The sequence below is a fragment of the Anaerococcus prevotii DSM 20548 genome (assembly GCF_000024105.1).
GTDB lineage: Bacteria > Bacillota > Clostridia > Tissierellales > Peptoniphilaceae > Anaerococcus > Anaerococcus prevotii.
In genome coordinates this window covers 516,190-535,246 of the sequence record NC_013171.1, presented here as the reverse complement: position 1 = coordinate 535,246, position 19,057 = coordinate 516,190, and the positions used below count along the sequence as shown (strand labels likewise).

Below are 19,057 nucleotides of genomic sequence, written 5' to 3'. Positions count from 1 at the left end.
TTTAAAATTCTCCTATATTGTGGCAACTTGCGAAGTGTCCACTTTCATACTCTTTAAATTCAGGTTCTTTACTTTTACAAATATCTGTAGCGTACAAGCATCTTTCGTGGAATCTACATCCTTTTGGTGGGTTGATTGCAGATGGGACCTCACCTTTTAGCTTAATCCTTTCCATAGATCTTGTCTTTTTAGGATCTGGGATTGGGATTGCTGTAAGAAGTGATTGGGTGTAAGGATGAAGGGGATTTTCGTATAGCCTTTCGCTATCTACAAGCTCTACCATCTTGCCCAAATACATAACTCCTATCCTATCCGAAATATGTTTGACTACCGATAGGTCATGGGCTATGAACATATATGTAAGCCCGCTATCTTTTTGCATGTCTTGGAGCATGTTTACAATTTGTGCTTGGATCGATACGTCAAGGGCACTTATGGGCTCGTCACAGACTATAAATTCTGGTTCTACCGCAAGGGCTCTTGCTATTCCTATCCTTTGCTGTTGGCCTCCCGAAAACTCGTGAGGATATCTATTGGAATGCTCCTCGTTTAGTCCTACCTTCCTTAACAGTTCATTGATTCTGTCCCTCCTGTTTTTTTTGTATAGTCCATGGATATCCAGAGCCTCTCCAACAATTTCAGCCACTGTCATCCTTGGATCTAGGGAAGCTGATGGGTCTTGGAAGATAATTTGCATTTTCCTCCTAAACTTATACATATCAGCCTTAATATCTTTATCTCTATCAAAGATCGTCTCGCCGTCATATATGATCTGGCCACTAGTCGGTTCGTGTAGTCTAAGGATTGTCCTTCCCAGACTTGTCTTACCACAACCAGACTCTCCTACAATTCCCAGGGTCTCTCCCTTGTTTATAAAAAACGACACATCATCGACTGCGTGGACTTTCACTGTATTGTTAAAACTTGTAGAAACTGTAAAGTGTTTTACTAGATTATTTACTATTAATAATTTCTCATCTTGCATTTAAAAGCTCCTTTACATGAAGGAAGCACTTGGACCTATGTCCATCTCCTAGTTCAATCATAGGAGGTTCTTTTCTTAAACATATATTCATACAGGACTCACATCTTGTAGAAAATCCACATCCTTCTGGTGGATTAAGCATATCTACCGGTACTCCCTTGATGCTTTCAAGCCTTGTCTTATCTCCTACGTCAATTCTTGGCATAGATTTAAGCAGGCCCTTGGTGTAAGGATGGCTTGGTCTATAGAATATATCGTCTACACTTCCCTGCTCTACAATTCTTCCAGCATACATTACACTAACTGTGTCACATATTTGAGCAACTACAGCCAGGTTGTGAGTGATAAAAATTACGCTCATCTTATTTTTTTCTTGTATATCTTTGATAAGTTCAAGAATCTGAGCTTGGATTGTAACATCTAGGGCTGTAGTTGGCTCATCAGCTATAAGGATATCGGGCTTACAAATTAGCCCCATACCAATCATAACTCTCTGTCTCATACCTCCAGAAAGCTCGTGAGGATATTGCTTCATTCGCCTTTCTGGATTGGATATTCCTACAAGATCTAGCATTTCGACTGCCAGATCATAGGCTTCTTTTTTACTTTTGTCCTTGTGAACTAAGACAGCCTCCATAAGCTGGTTACCTATTGTATAGACTGGGTTAAGACAAGTCATCGGATTTTGGAAGATCATGGAGCACTTAGCTCCCCTAAAAGATGACATTTGCTTTTTATCATAATCTAGGACATTTTCTCCCTTGTATAGGATTTTCCCGTTTTTGACCTTGCCTGGACTTTGTAAAAGTCCCATAATTCCATAACTTTCTACTGATTTACCAGAACCTGATTCTCCAACGATCCCCATGATTTCATTCTCATGGAGAGTGTAGCTTATAGAATCTACCGCCTTGACCTCTCCTACTGGAGTGTAGAAAGATATACTAAGGTCTTCAATTTTTAACATTTCTTTATTTAAATTTTCCATAATAACCTACTTTTTAAGCCTTGGATCTAGGGCATCTCTCAGTCCATCTGCGAACAAGTTCAAGGATAAAATCATAAGGGATAATATCAATGATGGAATGATTAGCCTATAAGCATAGGAGTAAATTCCTCCCAAGGCATCCGCTGCAAGGGCTCCAAGAGAAGTCATCGGAACTGAAACTCCTATTCCTAAGAATGATAGGAAGGACTCTAGGAATATAGCAGAAGGAATTTGCATGGCTGTCATTACTATGACCTGGCCTATACAGTTTGGAAAAAGGTGCCTTCTTATTACCCTTCTCTTAGATCCTCCCAGGGCTTCAACTGCTGTTACGAACTCTTGTTTCTTAAGCATTAGCACTTGTCCTCTTATAATTCTTGCCGTTCCCACCCAGTAGAGTAGGGCAAAGGCAATAAATATCGATATAAGGGCCGGTCCTAGGACTCCTATTTTCTTGGCAAAATCCGAAGTAGATGAGTTAACATATGATTTAAGGGGTTGAGATATTCCTATAGATAATAATATTACTACCAATACATCTGGTATAGAATAAATTAAATCTAGGATTCTCATCATTACCGCATCTACTTTTCCTCCAAAATATCCTGAAATAGAACCGTAAATCGTACCAATGATTAAAACAATCAAGGAAGCAAAGACTCCAACTATGAGAGAAACTCTTGTTCCATACATAGTACGAACCATTATATTTCTACCTAGCTTGTCTGTACCAAAAGGATATTTCCAGCAAGGAAATAAATTCTCATCTCCCCTAAACTGAGTCGTATAATCTCCTTCTACAAATAAAGGTCCTAGAAAGGCAAAGATAAAAATGATTATCAAAAAGGCTAGGGAAACCATAGCTACCTTGTTTGCCTTTAGTCTCCTCTTCGCATCTTGGAAGTAGGAAGTTGATGGAGCTTTACTTATGAAATTTTCCTTTTGACTTTCACTTGCTAGATCAAAATCATCTGAGCTTAAGTCAAAGTCTTCTAATTTTAATTTTTTATTCAAAGATAAAATATTATCCATGTCATTCTCCCTTACTCAAATCTATCCTTGGATCTATAAAGGTATAGAGTATATCTACTACTAGATTCATCACTATTACCATAAAGGCAAAAAACAATGTTGTCGCCATGATTATTGGATAGTCTCTATTAAGTACTGAGTTTATAAAATATCTTCCAAGTCCTTGGACAGAAAAGACTGACTCAACCACCATAGAACCTGTAATAATTCCTGCTGTGAGAGGTCCTAGGTAGGTAAGAACTGGTATAAAAGCATTCTTTAAAGCGTGCTTAAACAAAACCTTCCTTTCTGAAACTCCCTTAGCTCTAGCAGTCCTTATATAATCTTGGCCGATAGCATCTAACATAGATGATCTTGAAAGTCTTGCTATATAACACATAGGATAAAATCCTAGAGAAAAACAAGGCATTATGTAAGATTTCCAGCTATCAAGACCCATGGTAGGTAGGACTTTTAGCTTAACTCCAAAGAGCAAAAGCAAAAGTGTCGCTACAACAAAGCCTGGTGCAGAGATCCCTATAGTAGTTAGAACTCTTAGGAAGGAATCTAGGCCCTCGTCCCTATGATAGGCTGCAAGAGATCCCAAGGGAACTCCTACAAGAGTCGCCCAAAAGAGAGCAATTAGCCCTAGCTTTACACTAGTTGGAAGCATCTCTTTAATAATATCAATAACAGGTCTGTCTTTTTGCATTTTCAAAGATACTCCAAACTCTCCCTTGGCTGCATTTACTATGAATTTCTTAAGTTGAACCAAATAAGGTTCATCCAAGCCGTACTTTTTGTTTAGAGCTTCTAGTACTTCTGGTGATTGCATTTTTTCACTTGCAAATGGTGATCCTGGAACTAATTTCATCAGGAAAAAGGTTATACAAGTTACAAGAAGCAAAACTGCCACAGCTTGTAAAATTCTTTTAATTATGTACTTAAACATTTTCTCCTCCTTGTTGTGAATAATTATATACTATATCACGATAAATTGCAAGCATATTAAAGTAGTTAAGTGAAATTGTTACCAAGAGCTTATTATTGTGATTTAAAAGGTTTTTATATATATTTTTATATCATAATTATTTTTTAAAAGTTTAATTTTAGATTATCTTTCTAATTTTATTAAATAATTTGAATATATTTGCTTTATTACTCTATATTTTGAAGATTTTATGTAAGAAATCATCACATAATTATTGTAAAGTTTTAACTTTTTTTAATTAATTTGCCTAGTTTGTCTATCTTATTAGTAAAGTTATGGTCAAAATCCAATGTTCTCCAAAATTTTCCAAGTTAAAAGCACCCAGACTTTTATAGCCGAGTGCTTCTTTATTTTAGCTCACTTTCAAGTTATAGAACCACCTACCATTTGGTCCTTGGATTATGTCATAATCGTTGTTTGCAAAGTCGCTTTCTAGGGCTTTTTTTGCAGCTATTTCTGCTTTCTCCTTGCTTTCATAACCATCTTGAGCTTTCTCTAAATTTTCTTCTTTTTCTTCTGGATCTATTTCTTTCTTTTCTTCCTTATCTTTACTTTCTTTTTCTTCCTTATTTTCAAGCTCTTCTTCTTTATTATTTTCTGAAGACTCTTCTTTTTCTTTTTCGTCTGACTTATCTTTTTCTTCTTTTTTCATTTCTGGAAGATTTCCATTTTTATAGACTACTTTGCCACCTACTTCTTCGAAGTCACTTATATGGAAGACTAAATCTTCTGACCCGTATACATAGAAGTTTAACTCGATATTGCTTACATCGGCTTCTGGGTAGGCTCTTTTCAAAAATCTTATTATATTATATCTTAAAATTTCTGATTTTTCGTCGTCATAGTCTTTGCCTATTTCTACTTCTGGATTTTCCATCTTGTATTTTAGAGTAGCTACTATATCTTTAGCTGTAAAATCTCCTAATTCTCCAGCTTTTTCCATTTTAACTAAATCTTTTATGCTTAGGTAATGATAGTGGTCGCCATGGAGCCAATAGAAGACATCGCCCCCCTTATATTGACCTCCTGGACCGAAAGCTGCCTTGCCATCAGTTATTTTTCCGTAGTTTTCCATCAATTTAAACCTATCGTCAAATACTCTTTCTATGCCTGCTATTTTTTTGCCTTTGACGCTATCATAAGAAAATAGGTCGCCATCATTTACTTCTACCTGAGAATAGTCTTTTGAATCATTGATATATTCGGCATCTGGGTAATGAGACTTTGGATTTTCTGTTACAACTCCTACTTCCTTATCTCCCCTGTAGAGATGCCAATGGTCACCGTGGTCTACTATTTTTGTGATGCCTTCTGGCCAGGTGAAGTCCTTTCTGTCATCATTATGATTTCCATGACTTCCTTCATATTGACCAAAGTTTGCTTTTGGATATATATCTTGAGGATTTTCATAAGTTACCCCTTCTCTACCTTTGGAATCATAGATATGGTAGTGGTCGCCATGTTTTAGGATTTTTACTATATCATAACGGTCAACTTTTTCCTTGCCTAGGATATTGGTTATTTTTAAGTTTTCTATCCTTGATTTATTATAAGCTCCCGTGTGTCCAGGCCCATATTGGTCTGGTTTTTTAGGATTTTCTTTTTTATCCTCAGCTTTATTATTATTTTTTTCTTTATTTACATCGCCATGGCTTCCATGATAAGTACCAATTGGAATGTCTGGATAAAGGCTTGATGGATTTGTGTAGCTTATATATTCATCTCCATCTTTTGTATAGATATGGTAGTGGTCCCCATGTTTTAGAATTTTTACTACATTATGAGTTTTCTTCTCATCTTCTACCTTTATCAATTTCTTATCTTTTTGTAGTTTTTCTGGTTTTTTATCTACTATTTTGCCCTTCTTATTTGCTTGCTTTTCCTTATCTTCTTCGAGTATTTTGGCTATCATTTCTTTTCTATTACCATGGCTACCCTGATAAATTCCGTATGATGCATTTGGATAGAGGCTTCTTGGGTCTTCGTAAGTTACAAATTCATTGCCCTTTGATGTGTAAATATGGTAGTGGTCCCCGTGTTTTAGGATTTTTATTACTCTTTCATCATCTCTTTCAAGCCTTTCTTTCACTTTTATATTTTGGGCTCTCTTTTCTGCCTTAGTCCAGTTAGATTTTTGTGAACCGTGACTTCCTACATAGGTTCCAATTGGGATGTTTGGAAAAAGAGCTGATGGATTTTCATAGGTGAGATATTCTGTTCCATCTGCTAAATAAACATGGTAATGATCGCCGTGCTTTTTAATTGCAACTACATCTTTATTTTTTAACTGACTCTTGCCTACTACACTTACCATATCAAAGTTATTGATACTTTCCATCTTGCTTGGGTCGGTATAGGTTATCTTTTCTCTACCATCTTTGGTGAAGACATGCCAGTGATCACCGTGTTTTACAATCTTTACTATGTCTTCTTTTTTTATTTCAGCATCCACTAGGACTTCTGTAGTCTTATCCTTTTTGATGGATGATTTTTTGGCCACATATTTTCCTATTTCACTTGTTTTTACTGGCTGATTTACAAGTGTTTTTGCTTCTTTATTCTTGAATAGGGAGCAGGCGCTAAGGCTTGTTGCAAATAGGCAAGCAAGTAGGACTGCTCTTCCTAATTTTTTCTTATTTTTCATTATTTCTCCTTTATTTTTTCTTTATAAAAAGGCTTATTATTAACCATAATACAGATATCAATACTATGACTGAGCCTGGTTTTAAGTCTAGGTAATAAGATATTATAAGTCCTAAAAATACAAAAATTATCGAGAATCCTATCGATAATATTAATGTATTTTTGTAAGTCTTGGCATATTGCATTGCACAAATACTGGGTATAACTAAGATTGATGATACTATCAAAGACCCTATTGTCTTAGCTGAAATTGATACTGCAATGGCCGTTAAGAAAGTTATAAAAATATTTATAAGTCTTACATTAATTCCCATAATCTTAGCCGCTTGAGAATCAAAAATAGTTAAATAAAGGCTTTTGTACAAAAGCATATAGGCCAAAAGTACAAATATAGCAACTCCTATTACCAAATAAAACTCCTCATCCGAGATGGTCACTATAGATCCAAATAAGTAAGATGATATCGCATTGGTGTTTTTGACCATGGATGAGAATATTCCAGCAAGACCAATTGATGCTGCAAGAATTATTACTGTCGAAATCTCTTGATAGGCCTTTAATTTATTTCTAATAAGCTCTATAGATAAGCCTGCAAGAAGACAAGCAATAATCGCCGCAAGGATTGGACTAAAACCAAAGGCGAGACCAATAGTAAGCCCTGCAAGGGATGAGTGAGATAGGGTATCTCCAATCATAGAAAGCCTCTTAAGAAGAACTAATTGGCCCATGCATGGCAAAATCAAAGCTAATAGCCCTCCAACAATAAAGGCCCTTTGCATAAATTCATATTCTAATATATCTAGCATATTTCCTCACAAACTAAGCTCATCTTTGCTTATAATCTTTTCTTTACCCTTCTTTATTCTAATAGCATAATCTACGAAGACAGCTGCCATATCAAGCTGGTGGGTAATTATCAAAATGGTCTTGCCACTTTTTTTAAGAGCGATCAAGCTTTTAAAAAATTCATTAGCAAAATCCTCATCAATTCCAGTCGTTGGTTCATCTAAAAGGATTAAACTTGCATCCTTTATTAGGGCTAGGCTTATAGCAAATCTTTGAATCTGTCCACCTGACAAATCGCTTAGGGCCTTCTTTCTATGATCCCAAAGACCTAGCTTTTCCATCAAATCTTTTGGCTCTATTTTCTTTTTTTGGTAAGAAATGTGGATTTTAATCGCTTCTTCAATAGTTGTCGGGAAATTCCTATAGGAAGTAACGGCATTTTGAGAAATATAAGCTAGGTCCCTAAAATGCTTATCCTTTCTTATGTCATCAGAAAATATTTCTATATGACCTTCCTTAGCCTTTAGCTCTCCCAAAATTACCTTTAGGAGAGTAGATTTTCCAACACCATTTGCCCCAACAAGGGCCACGAAATCTCCCTCTTTTATTTCAAAATTGATACCATCAAGAATTAGATCTTTGTCGTAGGCAAAGCTAAGATTTTCTACCTTTAAAATTGGCTTATTCATTGAATGATTCTACTAAGGCCTTGAGATTGTCCTCCATAAGGCCAACATATCCCTTAGCTACCATATCATCGTCAAGGTTTTCCATGGTATAGAGGGTGGATGTCTTTGTGCCCGTATTTTTTGCTAAGGTTTCTGCAACCTTAGGTGTGGCCTTGCCCTCAAAAAAGATTGTCTTGATATTTTTTTCCTTCACAAAATCTGCAATTGTCTTAAGATCCTTGGCTGATGGCTCTTCATCTGGAGAAATTCCTGTTACAGCAACCTGCTTAAGATTATAATCATCTGCTAGGTAATTAAAGGCGGCATGAGAAACTACAAAATATTTCTCTTGGGATTTGACATTAGAAAGTCCATCTTCAAATTTCTTATCAAGTTCATCAAACTTTGCAAGGGCCTTGTCCAAATTCTCCTTATAATAGCCTTCATTATCTGGATCCATGGCAGAAAGTTTCCTATAAATATTATCCACCATGACTTTGGCATTTTTGATAGAAAGCCAAGTATGAGGATTTATTGAAGTCATATCAGATCCTTCCTTGGAGGAATCAAGTAAGTTAAGACCAGCTGAAAGGTCCAAAAACTTATCATCATCCTTGATATTCGCCTTCAAATCATCAATGAATGACTCCATCCCTGCTCCGTTATAGGCTATAAGGTCAGCTCCATGAACTTCTTTCATAGCATCACTAGTTAGCTCAAAAGAATGTGGCTCCTCGCTCGTTTTTATGATGGTTTTAACTTCAACCTTATCTCCACCAATCATCTTTACAAACTCAGCTACTGGAAAAAAGCTAGCATAAATAGTCTTCTTACCTTCTGTGTTTTGCTCATTAGTAGCTGTATTTTCTATATTCTTCTCTTCCTTGCCACAAGAAATCATACAAACTAGGGCAAGGAGAAATACAACAAGTAAACTTTTAAAATTCTTTTTCATATATCCTCCTATATGCAAATTGTTTGCGATAGTAATTATCATACACCTAGTGCAAATCATTTGCAATAGAATTAAGGAGTTTTATTAGATAAAAAAACAACCATCTATTAAATATAATAGTTTAGTTGAGGTCATGAGAAATGGTTTATACAATTTTTTAATTATCCTGCAATTCATGAGTACATAAAGTAAGACTTTTCCATATTTGTCTTTCCGTGTTCCCATTTGTCTATAAGTCATGAAATTAAAAGATTCATAACTTAGCTTTTGTAATTAATTTGCTTATATTATAATTTTCCTAAGAAACTAGAAAGTTCAGCATTTAAATAGTATTTTAAAAGTCTTATTATTAAATTTATAAATTAAATTAACTAATATAGAATCTTTTTATCTCTAGTAGACCATTTTATTATAAAGAATCGATTACTACTTTAGCTTTTTAATTAGGGCCAAATCAAGATATATTTTAATAGTAGAAGGAAAATCTGCACAAAAAAAGACAAGCCCGAAAGCTTGCCTTTGTTTTATAATTTATTAGTGAGAGTATCCTCTCAAAGGCCATTTCATGACCTTTTATCTTAGTTTTTCGGACTCAGCATTAGCCCGTCCGGCTCATTGAGGACTTCGTCTCGAAAATGAAAAATGCTTTAGCATTTTCCACCCTAACATGATATCCTCTCAAAGGTCATTTCCATGACCTTTTCGCTTAGTTTTTCGGACTCAGCTACGCTTCGTCTCGAAAATGAAAAATGCTTTCGCATTTTCCACCCTAACATTATATCCTCTCGAAGGCCACTTCGTGACCCTCTCGCTTAGTTTTTCGGACTCAGCTTCGCTTCATCTCGAAAATGAAAAATGCTTTCGCATTTTCCACCCTAACATGTTGGGACTACTTAATTACCTTTGTAACAACTCCAGATGCTACTGTTCTTCCACCTTCACGTACAGCGAATCTTAGTCCTTCTTCTAGAGCGATTGGTTTTTGGAGTGTGATTTTGAATGTTGCGTTGTCTCCTGGCATTACCATTTCTACGCCTTCTTCTAGTTCGATGTCTCCTGTTACGTCTGTTGTTCTAAAGAAGAATTGTGGTCTATATCCACTGAAGAATGGTGTGTGACGTCCACCTTCTTCTTTTGTTAGTACGTATACTTGACCTTCGAATTCTGTGTGTGGGTTTACTGAACCTGGTTTTGCTAGTACTTGTCCTCTTGAGATTTGATCTCTTGTTACTCCTCTTAGTAGTAGTCCTACGTTATCTCCAGATTCTGCTTGGTCTAGTGATTTGTGGAACATTTCTACTCCAGTTACTACTGTTTCTTTTGTATCTTCTGTTAGTCCTACGATTTCTACTGTATCACCAACTTTTAGTGTTCCTCTTTCAACTCTTCCTGTTGCTACTGTTCCACGTCCTGAGATTGTCATTACGTCTTCTACTGGCATTAGGAATGGTTGGTCGTTGTCTCTTTCTGGGATGTCGAAGTATTCGTCTACTTGTGCCATTAGGTCAAGGATTTTGTCTGACCATGGGCCTTCTCCGCCTTCTTCTAGTGATTTAAGAGCAGATCCTACTACTACTGGAGCGTTGTCTCCATCGAAGTCGTATTCTGAAAGTAGGTCTCTGATTTCCATTTCTACTAATTCGATTAGTTCTGGATCGTCTACTTGGTCTTCTTTGTTTAGGAATACTGCGATTTTTGGAACGCCTACTTGTCTTGCTAGTAGGATGTGTTCTCTTGTTTGTGGCATTGGACCGTCTGCTGCAGATACTACGATGATAGCACCATCCATTTGTGCTGCACCTGTGATCATGTTTTTAACGTAGTCAGCGTGGCCTGGAGCGTCGATGTGGGCATAGTGTCTGTTTTCTGTTTCGTATTCTACTACAGATGTGTTGATTGTGATTCCACGTTCTCTTTCTTCTGGAGCCTTATCGATGTGTTCGTAGTCTACGTATTCACCTGTACCGTATTTTTTGTTTAGGGCTTGAGTGATTGCTGCTGTTGTTGTTGTTTTACCGTGGTCTACGTGGCCGATTGTACCAATATTAATATGTGGTTTGCTTCTTTCAAATGTTTGTTTGCTCATTATATTCTCCTATATTAATTATTTATCTAATACTTGTTCTTTAACTGATTCTGGAACTTGTGCATAGTGGTCGAATTGCATTGAATATGTCGCTCTACCTTGAGTTTTACTTCTTAGGTCTGTTGCATATCCAAACATTTCTGATAGTGGAATAAATGCATCAAGTACGTGAATTCCATCTTTAGGGTTCATTCCATCAATCTTACCTCTTCTTGATGAAACATCTCCCATTACATCTCCAAGATATTCATCTGGTGTTGTAATTTCTACCTTTTCAAGTGGTTCTAGTAGAACTGGACCTGCTTTTTCAACAGCGTTCTTGAAGCCCATGCTTCCTGCAACGTGGAAGGCAACTTCTGATGAGTCGACTTCGTGGTAAGAACCATCTACTAGGATTACATGGATGTCTACCATTGGGTAGCCACCAAGGATTCCGCTTGCTGCAGCTTCTCTTACACCTGCCTCAACTGGTTTGATGTATTCTTTTGGTACTGCACCACCGACAATCTTGGATTCGAATGTAATTCCAGCACCTTCTTCACCTGGCATAACTTGAAGAATAACATCACCGTATTGTCCTGAACCACCGGATTGTCTAACGAACTTACCTTGTGCTTCAGCTTCTTTAGTGATAGATTCTCTGTATGCTACTTGTGGGTTACCGATGTTAGCTTCTACCTTGAATTCTCTTAAGAGTCTGTCTACGATTACTTCAAGGTGTAACTCACCCATTCCAGAGATGATTGTTTGACCTGTTTCTTCATCTGATCTAGTTTGGAAGGTTGGATCTTCTTCTGCAAGTTTTTGAAGTCCTACGATCATCTTATCTTGACTTGCTCTAGTTTTTGGCTCGATAGCAACTGAGATTACTGGGTCTGGGAATTCCATGTTTTCAAGGATAATTGGGTTATCTTGGTCACATAGGGAATCTCCTGTTGTTGTATCTTTTAGTCCTAGTAGGGCTACGATATCTCCAGAAAATCCTTCTTCGATTTCTTCTTGCTTGTTGGAGTGCATTTGCATAATACGTCCAACTCTTTCTTTCTTGCCTTTTGTAGCATTGTAGATGTAAGAACCTGATTTAATTGTACCTGAGTAGATTCTTACATAAATTAGCTTACCTACATATGGGTCTGTTACAACCTTAAATGCAAGTGCAGCTAGTGGTTCGTTATCTCCAGGTTTTCTTTCTAGAACGATTGAATCATCTTTAGGATCTGTACCATCAATTGCTGGAACATCCTCTGGACTTGGCATGTAAGCTACAATTGCATCAAGAAGTGCTTGTACACCCTTGTTTTTGTAAGCTGATCCGCATAGACATGGGAATATCTTCTTATCAATTGTTCCTTTTCTTATTGCAGCATTGATCTCATCTTCACTAACTTCTTCTCCTTCAAGGTATTTCATCATGATGTTATCATCAATTTCTGAAAGTTCTTCAAGAAGGTTAGCTCTGTATTCTTCTGCTTGTTCAACAAGTTCAGCTGGGATTTCACCTTTAATTGGGTGAGCACCTAAGTCTTCAGTGTTGTATGTTACAGATTCCATTGTTACAAGATCAACTACTCCTTCGAATTGTTGTTCTGCACCTATTGGAATTTCTATTGGAACTGCGTTTGCTTTAAGTTTATCTTTGATTGTATCAACAGCCATGAAGAAGTCAGCACCTGTAGCATCCATTTTGTTAATAAAACAAAATCTTGGGATGTCATACTTATCAGCTTGTCTCCAAACTGTTTCTGATTGTGGTTCTACACCGCTTTTAGCGTCGAATAGTGCAACAGCACCATCTAGTACCCTTAGTGATCTTTCTACTTCTACAGTAAAGTCCACGTGGCCTGGGGTATCTATGATGTTGATTCTGTGATCATTCCAATAACATGTTGTAGCTGCAGATCCGATTGTGATTCCACGTTCCTTTTCTTGTTCCATGGAGTCCATTACTGCAGTACCATCATGTGTATCACCAATTTTATAGATCTTACCGGTATAGTATAACATTCTTTCTGTTACAGTTGTCTTACCAGCGTCTATGTGGGCCATGATACCTATGTTTCTGGTGTCCTTTAATGAGACGTCTCTTTTCATTTGTCCCCCTATTTCTAGTATCTATAGTGTGCGAAAGCTTTGTTTGCTTCAGCTGCTCTGTGCATTTCTTCTTTTCTTCTTACTGCTGCACCAGCGTTGTTTGAAGCATCTAGGATTTCCTTAGATAGTCTTTCCACCATAGTTTTTTCACCACGAGCTCTTGAGAAGTTTACGAGCCATCTAAGAGCTAGTGTTTGTCTTCTTTCTGGTCTAACTTCCATTGGTACTTGGTAGTTGGCACCACCAATTCTTCTGGCTTTTACTTCTAGTGTTGGCATTATATTTTCCATAGCTTGATAGAATACTTCTAGTGCATCGTTGCCAGTTTCTTCTGCAATGATGTCGAAAGCATCATAAACTATTTTTGTAGCAAGGCCTTTCTTACCATCTAACATTACGTTATTGATTAGCTTAGTAACAACTCTATCGTTGTACTTAGCATCAGGCATTACCTCTCTTTTTGGTATATGTCCTTTTCTTGACACTTTTCTTCCCTCCTTTACCAATTATGTGTAATATCTTGAGTACTCGACAAATTCTTGCCGTCAGTGTGCACATATACCTTGTATATAAATAGGTACATTATGCACTTATTTTGCTAAATATTAAGCTTTTTTAGCTCCGTATTTAGATCTTCCTTGTTTTCTTCCGTCTACTCCTGCTGTATCTAGAGTACCTCTAATGATGTGGTATCTAACACCTGGAAGGTCTTTTACTCTTCCACCTCTGATCAATACAACACTGTGTTCTTGAAGATTGTGTCCAATTCCTGGAATGTAAGATAGTACTTCAGCCCCGTTTGTAAGTCTAACTCTGGCGATCTTTCTTAGCGCTGAGTTTGGCTTTTTAGGTGTTACAGTTCTTACAGATGTACAAACTCCACGTTTTTGTGGTGATTGGTTTGGTGTAATTCTACTTTTTAGTGTGTTGTAGTTGTAACCTAGAGCTGGTGTATCTGATTTAGATTTTTCGCTCTTTCTACCTTTTCTAACAAGTTGATTAATTGTAGGCATAATGCACCTCCTTTTCTTTTATAATTTAAATAATTGGCAATCTATGCCAATTCTTCAATATTCTACACGTCTATTACTTTTTTGTCAAGTAAAATCCTTATATTTCTAGACTTTTCCTTCAATATTTTATCTATTAAATAGATTATTTAATTTTTTATGAATCTATCGGCAAGCGACTTTATTTTTCTTATATAAGATTGATAATTTATAGGTGATTTTACTTTTAGTGTGTGAAAATCAAATTTTCATAATGAAATACAAACACATTAAGAGAAAGCCTAGCTTAAATACATATGTAAACTATTTGCAGGCTTTCTCTCTTATTTAAGATATAAAGGATAAGTATTTTAGAATTATAAAATCAATCACGATATAATATTGTGATATTGGCGTTATTGTCATCCTCTGATTAAAGTCGTAGACTTCGTGAGTTACAAATGATATATTGTAGTCAGATAGGTAAGATATGGTGTTGTTGGATAATTTGGTAATAGATGCTATCGTTACATCTTCTTTAAGAGATTTTATAAAATCAATCAACTTCTCATTCTCTCCACTAAAGGATATGACAAAGAGGACATCTCCTTCTTTTATGAGACCTTTATATCTCTCATAGTCGGAGTCCTGGTCTAGAATATCAAGAATTTTGCCAACGTTTAGGAAATTTCTCTTAAGCTCTTCTGCCACATTTAGTTGAGTATAGCCATTTCCAATGACAAATATGTCTCTAGCTTCGTTTATTTTCCTAAATAAGCCATCGAGATTTAGGGAACTCATCATGGTCATTGTTAGGTTGATGTCATTTTTAGTGTATTCTATTTCATTATCATCAAAGGAAGAATTCTTATCTTCTTCGCTCCATTTGATAAGATATTTAAGTTCGCTATAACCGTCGAGGCCGAGCTTTTTGGTGAAAGTCATTATGGAACTTGTGCTAAGACCTAACTCATCTGCCATTTGATTGATATTTAATTCGTTAGCCTCACTCTTATTCTGGATTATGTAGGAATATATTCTAAGGTCGTTATTATTGAGCTTAGAATAATTTTCCCTAACTAAGTTCATCAATATCATTACTTTGCCTTTCTAGAAATTCTGTAAAAAACTTCTCTAGTTCTATTATATAGGGGCTTATTAGCCTAACTTCTCTTTCTTCTTCAGCTAGAAAGATATTATAGTCACTTTTTGTCATAGACTTATACTCGCTTCCTACTATTAATTTTATGCAAGGGATTGAGGCAATCTGAAACATTAATTCTTCGCTTCTTACATCCTTGGAGAAATCCACAATCACTACTAAGCAATCTTCAAGCATTTCTCTATCGAAGGCCACTATCTCCTTAGCTCCTGCATAGGTTTCTGATAGGATCCCTACATCAAAAAGCAGTCTTTTGACCGAATCTTTAATTATATCTTCATAGGCCCCATTGCCGTAGATAAAGGCTCTTTTTACTTTTCCTAGTTTCTTATAGATCAACTCCTTTTTCGCATCGAAACTTGTAGCAGAGCTTGTTACAATATCGACTTTGTCATTTAGTATGTAGTATTTAAGGTCATTATAACCATTAAATCCTAGCTTTTTGGCAAATCTTAGGACAGAGGTCCTCGATGTATAGCAGATACTTGCAAATTCATTGATTGTAAGATTGTAATTAAGGCCGTTTTTTAATATCTCATTAGCAATCACATAGTCTGTTTGGGTAAATTGGTTTTCATTTTCCCTTATAAGTTTTTCTAAACTGATAATATCACCTCACAAAAAAATCTCTACTAAGCTTATTATACGCTAAGTAGAGATTTTTCTTATATTACTAGGTTTTTCTATTACTAACTTTCCCTTAATTAGTTAAGTTCTGGCCAGAAGTCCTTGTTTGCTTCTATAAGATCGTCAAGAAGTTCTTTGGCAACTTTCGCACTTGGTACTGTTGCAGAAAGTGTTAGAGCTTGCCACATCTTTAGGTAGCTTCCTTCAATCCAAGCTTCAACTACAAGTTTTTCTACAGATACTTGTTGTTCCATTAGGCCTTTTTGGAATTGTGGAATTGCTCCTTGGTTGATTCTTTCGATTCCGTTTTTACCAACTAGACATGGGATTTCTACCATTGCTGTTGGGTCAAAGTTTGGAATAGCTCCGTTGTTTTCAACTATAAGAAGGAATCTTTCCTTTGTGTTTTCTGCAAGTGCAATAGCAAGGTCTACGATGTAGGTTGCGTGTGCATCAAGCTCGATTTCAACTCCTTCTGCTGTTCCCTTATCAATGATATTTTGGCAGAAACCAAATACATCTTTTTCTCTTCCTTCACGAACTTCGTCAACTCTTGTGTGGTTTGGATCAGTATGCTCCATTACGAAGTCTGGGTAGAAGTAGTATTTTAGATAAGTGTTTGGAATTGTTGCTGGATCTAGGGCATAAACGTCTTTTGCCTTTGTGAATGTCTCAACCCATGATGGATCAAGGTGTTGGGCTGTTCCTATACCATCAGCAAAGCCGTTAACTGAAACGTGCTCTTTGATTTGTGGCATTAGGTCATTTCCTTCCTTATCAGAGATTGCTGTAAACCAACCGAAGTGGTTTAGACCGTAATAAGAGAAGTCAAGCTCTTGCCATTCTTTTAAGCCAACCATGTCTGCCATCTTGTACATTAAGTCAATTGGCATGTCACAGATGTTTATAATCTTAGAATCTGGTCTTAGTCTTCTAGTAGCTTCTGCTACGATTGCTGCAGGGTTTGAGTAGTTTAACATCCATGCATCTGGTGAGTATTTTTCCATGTAGTCAAGGATTTCAAGTACTCCACCGATTGAACGCATACCATAAGATAGTCCTCCTGGTCCACATGTTTCTTGTCCGATACATCCGTGTTTTAATGGAACTTTCTCGTCCCTATCACGCATTTCATACTTACCAACTCTTAATTGAGCTAGAACGAAGTCAACATCTGTAAATCCTTCTTCAGGATCTGTAGTGTAGACAAAGTTGATTTCTGGGTGTCTTTCTTTTAGTAAGATTTCTAGTGCCTTACCGATAACGCCTTGTCTATCTGCGTCGTTATCGTAAAGTTTGATAGATCTAATTGGGAATCTATCAAGGTTATCTAGAAGCATTCCGATAATTCCTGGTGTAAATGTTGAACCACCACCAGCTACAACGATTGAATATTTTTGTGTCATAATTAACTCCTTTTATATTAATTTCTTTCTTAACTAATTAACTTTTCTAATCTAATAATTCGCCAAAGGCATCTGCTACATATTGGATATCCATTCCTACTATAACGTGAACAGAATTTCCACTCTTGGCAGTACCATAAGTTCCAATTTCCCTAAAGTATGAATCATCTGCAACCTTTGAAGGATCGTTGACATTTACCCTAAGTCTTGTTACACAGTTGGTAAAGTCTTTGATGTTTTCGGCTCCACCTAAACCTTCTAGAATTTCATCAGCCATAACTTCAAACTTATCTGCAGATTTTACTATTTTACCTTCAGTTCCTTCTTCCTTCTTCTTAGCCTTGTAGTCCTTCTTTGTATACAGCTTGTTAGCATCTTCTGTGACAGCCCTACCTGGTGTCTTAAAGTCAAACTTTGTTATTAGGAAGGTAAACACTAAATACCATACTACTATTGCAACAAGTCCAATCACAAGCATTATGAGATAAGTCTTCCAGTGATTTGCCGCAAGTGGTATCCAGTTTAGGGATGCCATCTCGATAACTCCACCAGAGAAAACTCCAACAACTCCAGCAATATTCATCACCATAGCAAGGATTGAAGCAAGAACTGCGTGAACTACGAATAGTTGTGGTGCTATAAAGAGGAAGGTAAACTCGATTGGTTCTGTAACTCCACTTAGGATAGCAGTAAGTACAACTGGAATCATAAGACCAGCTATCTTCTTCTTGTTTTCTGGACGAGCTGTCTTATAGAAAGCAAGTCCTACACCGACACATCCAAAGATCTTAGACCAACCTGTCGCTGTAAGTTGAGCGTAAGGTGCGATTTCCTTTAATGATCCTGTGGCTGCTGCAATTTGTGGAAGATTTTGTGCCCAGTAAGCATAAATTCCACCAGGAACAACCAAAGAGTCATAGAACATTGGTGCATATAGTAAGTGGTGAAGACCAAATGGAATAAGAAGTCTTTCCAAAAGAACAAATATTCCAACACCAACTGTTCCAGATCCTAAGATCAAGTCTCTAAATACATTCATTCCTGCTTGAATCTTTGGCCAGATTAAAACCGCTAGGAAAGCCACTGGAATCATTACTATAAATCCAATACCTAATACAAAGGATGAACCTTTGAAAACTCCCAAAGCCTCTGGTAGTCTAGTATCGAAGAATCTATTGTGTAGATAAATTGCAATACCAGATATTAACAAAGCTCCCATCATTCCCATATCAAGGGTTTTAACATTTGCAATCATTGCAAGACCGCTTGCTCCACCAACCTCTTGTGAGAAGTCTACACCGAATGTTTCTCCCCAATGTTTAAGAATTGTTGAAACATAATTTAGGAAGACAATGTAGATTACAAATGCTTCCATGCTGGCCCTGGCATTTTGCTTTTTGGCAAGTCCTATCGGTAGGGCGATTGCAAATAATAATGGCAATTGATTAAATACTACCCAAGCTCCTGATAAGACCATGTCCCAAAATCCAAACCAGATTGTTCCTTCACTGGCCATTGGTCCCATGATTACTTCAGTAGTAAACAAAGTACCAAAACCAATTAGTAGAGCTGAAACTGCAAAAAGCATTACAGGTGTGAACATCGCTCCACCAAATCTTTGAATTTTTTCTTTCATGGTTCTCCTCCTATTGAAAACGTATTATCTTAT

General features: G+C 36.6%; 16 protein-coding genes. All 16 read right to left on the bottom strand.

Going from position 1 to position 19,057, the window contains the following annotated elements; translation table 11 throughout:
- Position 1 precedes the first annotated feature (1 nt).
- Positions 2-985 carry an ABC transporter ATP-binding protein gene (locus tag APRE_RS02480; RefSeq protein WP_015777426.1) on the bottom strand — a complete coding sequence of 328 codons (984 nt, stop codon included), beginning with the start codon at positions 983-985 and terminating at the stop codon, positions 2-4.
- Entirely contained in the window at positions 975-1,973 is a 999-nt protein-coding gene (locus APRE_RS02475; protein WP_015777425.1) for an ABC transporter ATP-binding protein, read from the bottom strand. The genes APRE_RS02480 and APRE_RS02475 overlap by 11 nt, the downstream gene beginning before the upstream one ends.
- Positions 1,974-1,979: 6 nt before the next feature.
- On the bottom strand, positions 1,980-3,005 hold the full coding sequence (locus APRE_RS02470; RefSeq protein ID WP_015777424.1) for an ABC transporter permease: 1,026 nt from the start codon (positions 3,003-3,005) through the stop codon (positions 1,980-1,982).
- 1 nt (position 3,006) lies between these two features.
- The gene (locus APRE_RS02465; RefSeq protein WP_015777423.1) at positions 3,007-3,936 is read right to left on the bottom strand and encodes an ABC transporter permease; all 930 of its coding nucleotides are present in this window, start codon (positions 3,934-3,936) and stop codon (positions 3,007-3,009) included.
- Between the two features lie 391 nt (positions 3,937-4,327).
- Positions 4,328-6,619, bottom strand: a complete 2,292-nt coding sequence (locus APRE_RS02460; protein ID WP_015777422.1) for a DUF5633 domain-containing protein — start codon at positions 6,617-6,619, stop codon at positions 4,328-4,330.
- Positions 6,620-6,629: 10 nt separating this feature from the next.
- Positions 6,630-7,424 carry a metal ABC transporter permease gene (locus APRE_RS02455; protein ID WP_015777421.1) on the bottom strand — a complete coding sequence of 265 codons (795 nt, stop codon included), beginning with the start codon at positions 7,422-7,424 and terminating at the stop codon, positions 6,630-6,632.
- A gap of 6 nt (positions 7,425-7,430) precedes the next feature.
- On the bottom strand, positions 7,431-8,093 hold the full coding sequence (locus tag APRE_RS02450; protein ID WP_015777420.1) for a metal ABC transporter ATP-binding protein: 663 nt from the start codon (positions 8,091-8,093) through the stop codon (positions 7,431-7,433).
- A complete protein-coding gene (locus APRE_RS02445; RefSeq protein WP_015777419.1) occupies positions 8,086-9,027 on the bottom strand; it encodes a metal ABC transporter substrate-binding protein in 942 nt (313 codons plus the stop codon). The genes APRE_RS02450 and APRE_RS02445 overlap by 8 nt, the downstream gene beginning before the upstream one ends.
- Before the next feature lie 889 nt (positions 9,028-9,916).
- On the bottom strand, positions 9,917-11,113 hold the full coding sequence (gene tuf, locus APRE_RS02440; protein ID WP_015777418.1) for an elongation factor Tu: 1,197 nt from the start codon (positions 11,111-11,113) through the stop codon (positions 9,917-9,919).
- Between the two features lie 18 nt (positions 11,114-11,131).
- Positions 11,132-13,204: an elongation factor G gene (fusA, locus tag APRE_RS02435; protein WP_015777417.1), complete on the bottom strand. Its 2,073-nt coding sequence runs from the start codon at positions 13,202-13,204 to the stop codon at positions 11,132-11,134.
- Between the two features lie 14 nt (positions 13,205-13,218).
- Entirely contained in the window at positions 13,219-13,689 is a 471-nt protein-coding gene (gene rpsG, locus APRE_RS02430) for a 30S ribosomal protein S7 (RefSeq protein WP_015777416.1), read from the bottom strand.
- A 120-nt stretch (positions 13,690-13,809) separates the two neighbouring features.
- Positions 13,810-14,217: a 30S ribosomal protein S12 gene (gene rpsL / locus APRE_RS02425; protein ID WP_004834930.1), complete on the bottom strand. Its 408-nt coding sequence runs from the start codon at positions 14,215-14,217 to the stop codon at positions 13,810-13,812.
- A gap of 324 nt (positions 14,218-14,541) precedes the next feature.
- On the bottom strand, positions 14,542-15,282 hold the full coding sequence (locus APRE_RS02420) for a MurR/RpiR family transcriptional regulator (RefSeq protein ID WP_245941897.1): 741 nt from the start codon (positions 15,280-15,282) through the stop codon (positions 14,542-14,544).
- Positions 15,269-15,943 (bottom strand): MurR/RpiR family transcriptional regulator, encoded by a 675-nt coding sequence (locus APRE_RS02415; RefSeq protein ID WP_257005699.1) that lies wholly within the window; start codon positions 15,941-15,943, stop codon positions 15,269-15,271. Before APRE_RS02415 ends, APRE_RS02420 begins: the two co-directional genes overlap by 14 nt.
- Positions 15,944-16,059: 116 nt before the next feature.
- Entirely contained in the window at positions 16,060-17,388 is a 1,329-nt protein-coding gene (locus APRE_RS02410; protein ID WP_015777413.1) for a 6-phospho-alpha-glucosidase, read from the bottom strand.
- A 46-nt stretch (positions 17,389-17,434) separates the two neighbouring features.
- Complete coding sequence (locus APRE_RS02405; RefSeq protein ID WP_015777412.1) at positions 17,435-19,024, bottom strand: alpha-glucoside-specific PTS transporter subunit IIBC; 1,590 nt, start codon at positions 19,022-19,024, stop codon at positions 17,435-17,437.
- Positions 19,025-19,057: the final 33 nt, after the last annotated feature.

Excerpts from the sequence above, each read along its gene's own strand:
- APRE_RS02480 (WP_015777426.1), bottom strand. The coding sequence starts at position 985 with ATGCAAGATGAGAAATTATTAATAGTAAATAATCTAGTAAAACACTTT.
- APRE_RS02475 (WP_015777425.1), bottom strand. The coding sequence starts at position 1,973 with ATGGAAAATTTAAATAAAGAAATGTTAAAAATTGAAGACCTTAGTATA.
- APRE_RS02470 (WP_015777424.1), bottom strand. The coding sequence starts at position 3,005 with ATGGATAATATTTTATCTTTGAATAAAAAATTAAAATTAGAAGACTTT.
- APRE_RS02465 (WP_015777423.1), bottom strand. The coding sequence starts at position 3,936 with ATGTTTAAGTACATAATTAAAAGAATTTTACAAGCTGTGGCAGTTTTG.
- APRE_RS02460 (WP_015777422.1), bottom strand. The coding sequence starts at position 6,619 with ATGAAAAATAAGAAAAAATTAGGAAGAGCAGTCCTACTTGCTTGCCTA.
- APRE_RS02455 (WP_015777421.1), bottom strand. The coding sequence starts at position 7,424 with ATGCTAGATATATTAGAATATGAATTTATGCAAAGGGCCTTTATTGTT.
- APRE_RS02450 (WP_015777420.1), bottom strand. The coding sequence starts at position 8,093 with ATGAATAAGCCAATTTTAAAGGTAGAAAATCTTAGCTTTGCCTACGAC.
- APRE_RS02445 (WP_015777419.1), bottom strand. The coding sequence starts at position 9,027 with ATGAAAAAGAATTTTAAAAGTTTACTTGTTGTATTTCTCCTTGCCCTA.
- tuf (WP_015777418.1), bottom strand. The coding sequence starts at position 11,113 with ATGAGCAAACAAACATTTGAAAGAAGCAAACCACATATTAATATTGGT.
- fusA (WP_015777417.1), bottom strand. The coding sequence starts at position 13,204 with ATGAAAAGAGACGTCTCATTAAAGGACACCAGAAACATAGGTATCATG.
- rpsL (WP_004834930.1), bottom strand. The coding sequence starts at position 14,217 with ATGCCTACAATTAATCAACTTGTTAGAAAAGGTAGAAAGAGCGAAAAA.
- APRE_RS02420 (WP_245941897.1), bottom strand. The coding sequence starts at position 15,282 with ATGAACTTAGTTAGGGAAAATTATTCTAAGCTCAATAATAACGACCTT.
- APRE_RS02410 (WP_015777413.1), bottom strand. The coding sequence starts at position 17,388 with ATGACACAAAAATATTCAATCGTTGTAGCTGGTGGTGGTTCAACATTT.
- APRE_RS02405 (WP_015777412.1), bottom strand. The coding sequence starts at position 19,024 with ATGAAAGAAAAAATTCAAAGATTTGGTGGAGCGATGTTCACACCTGTA.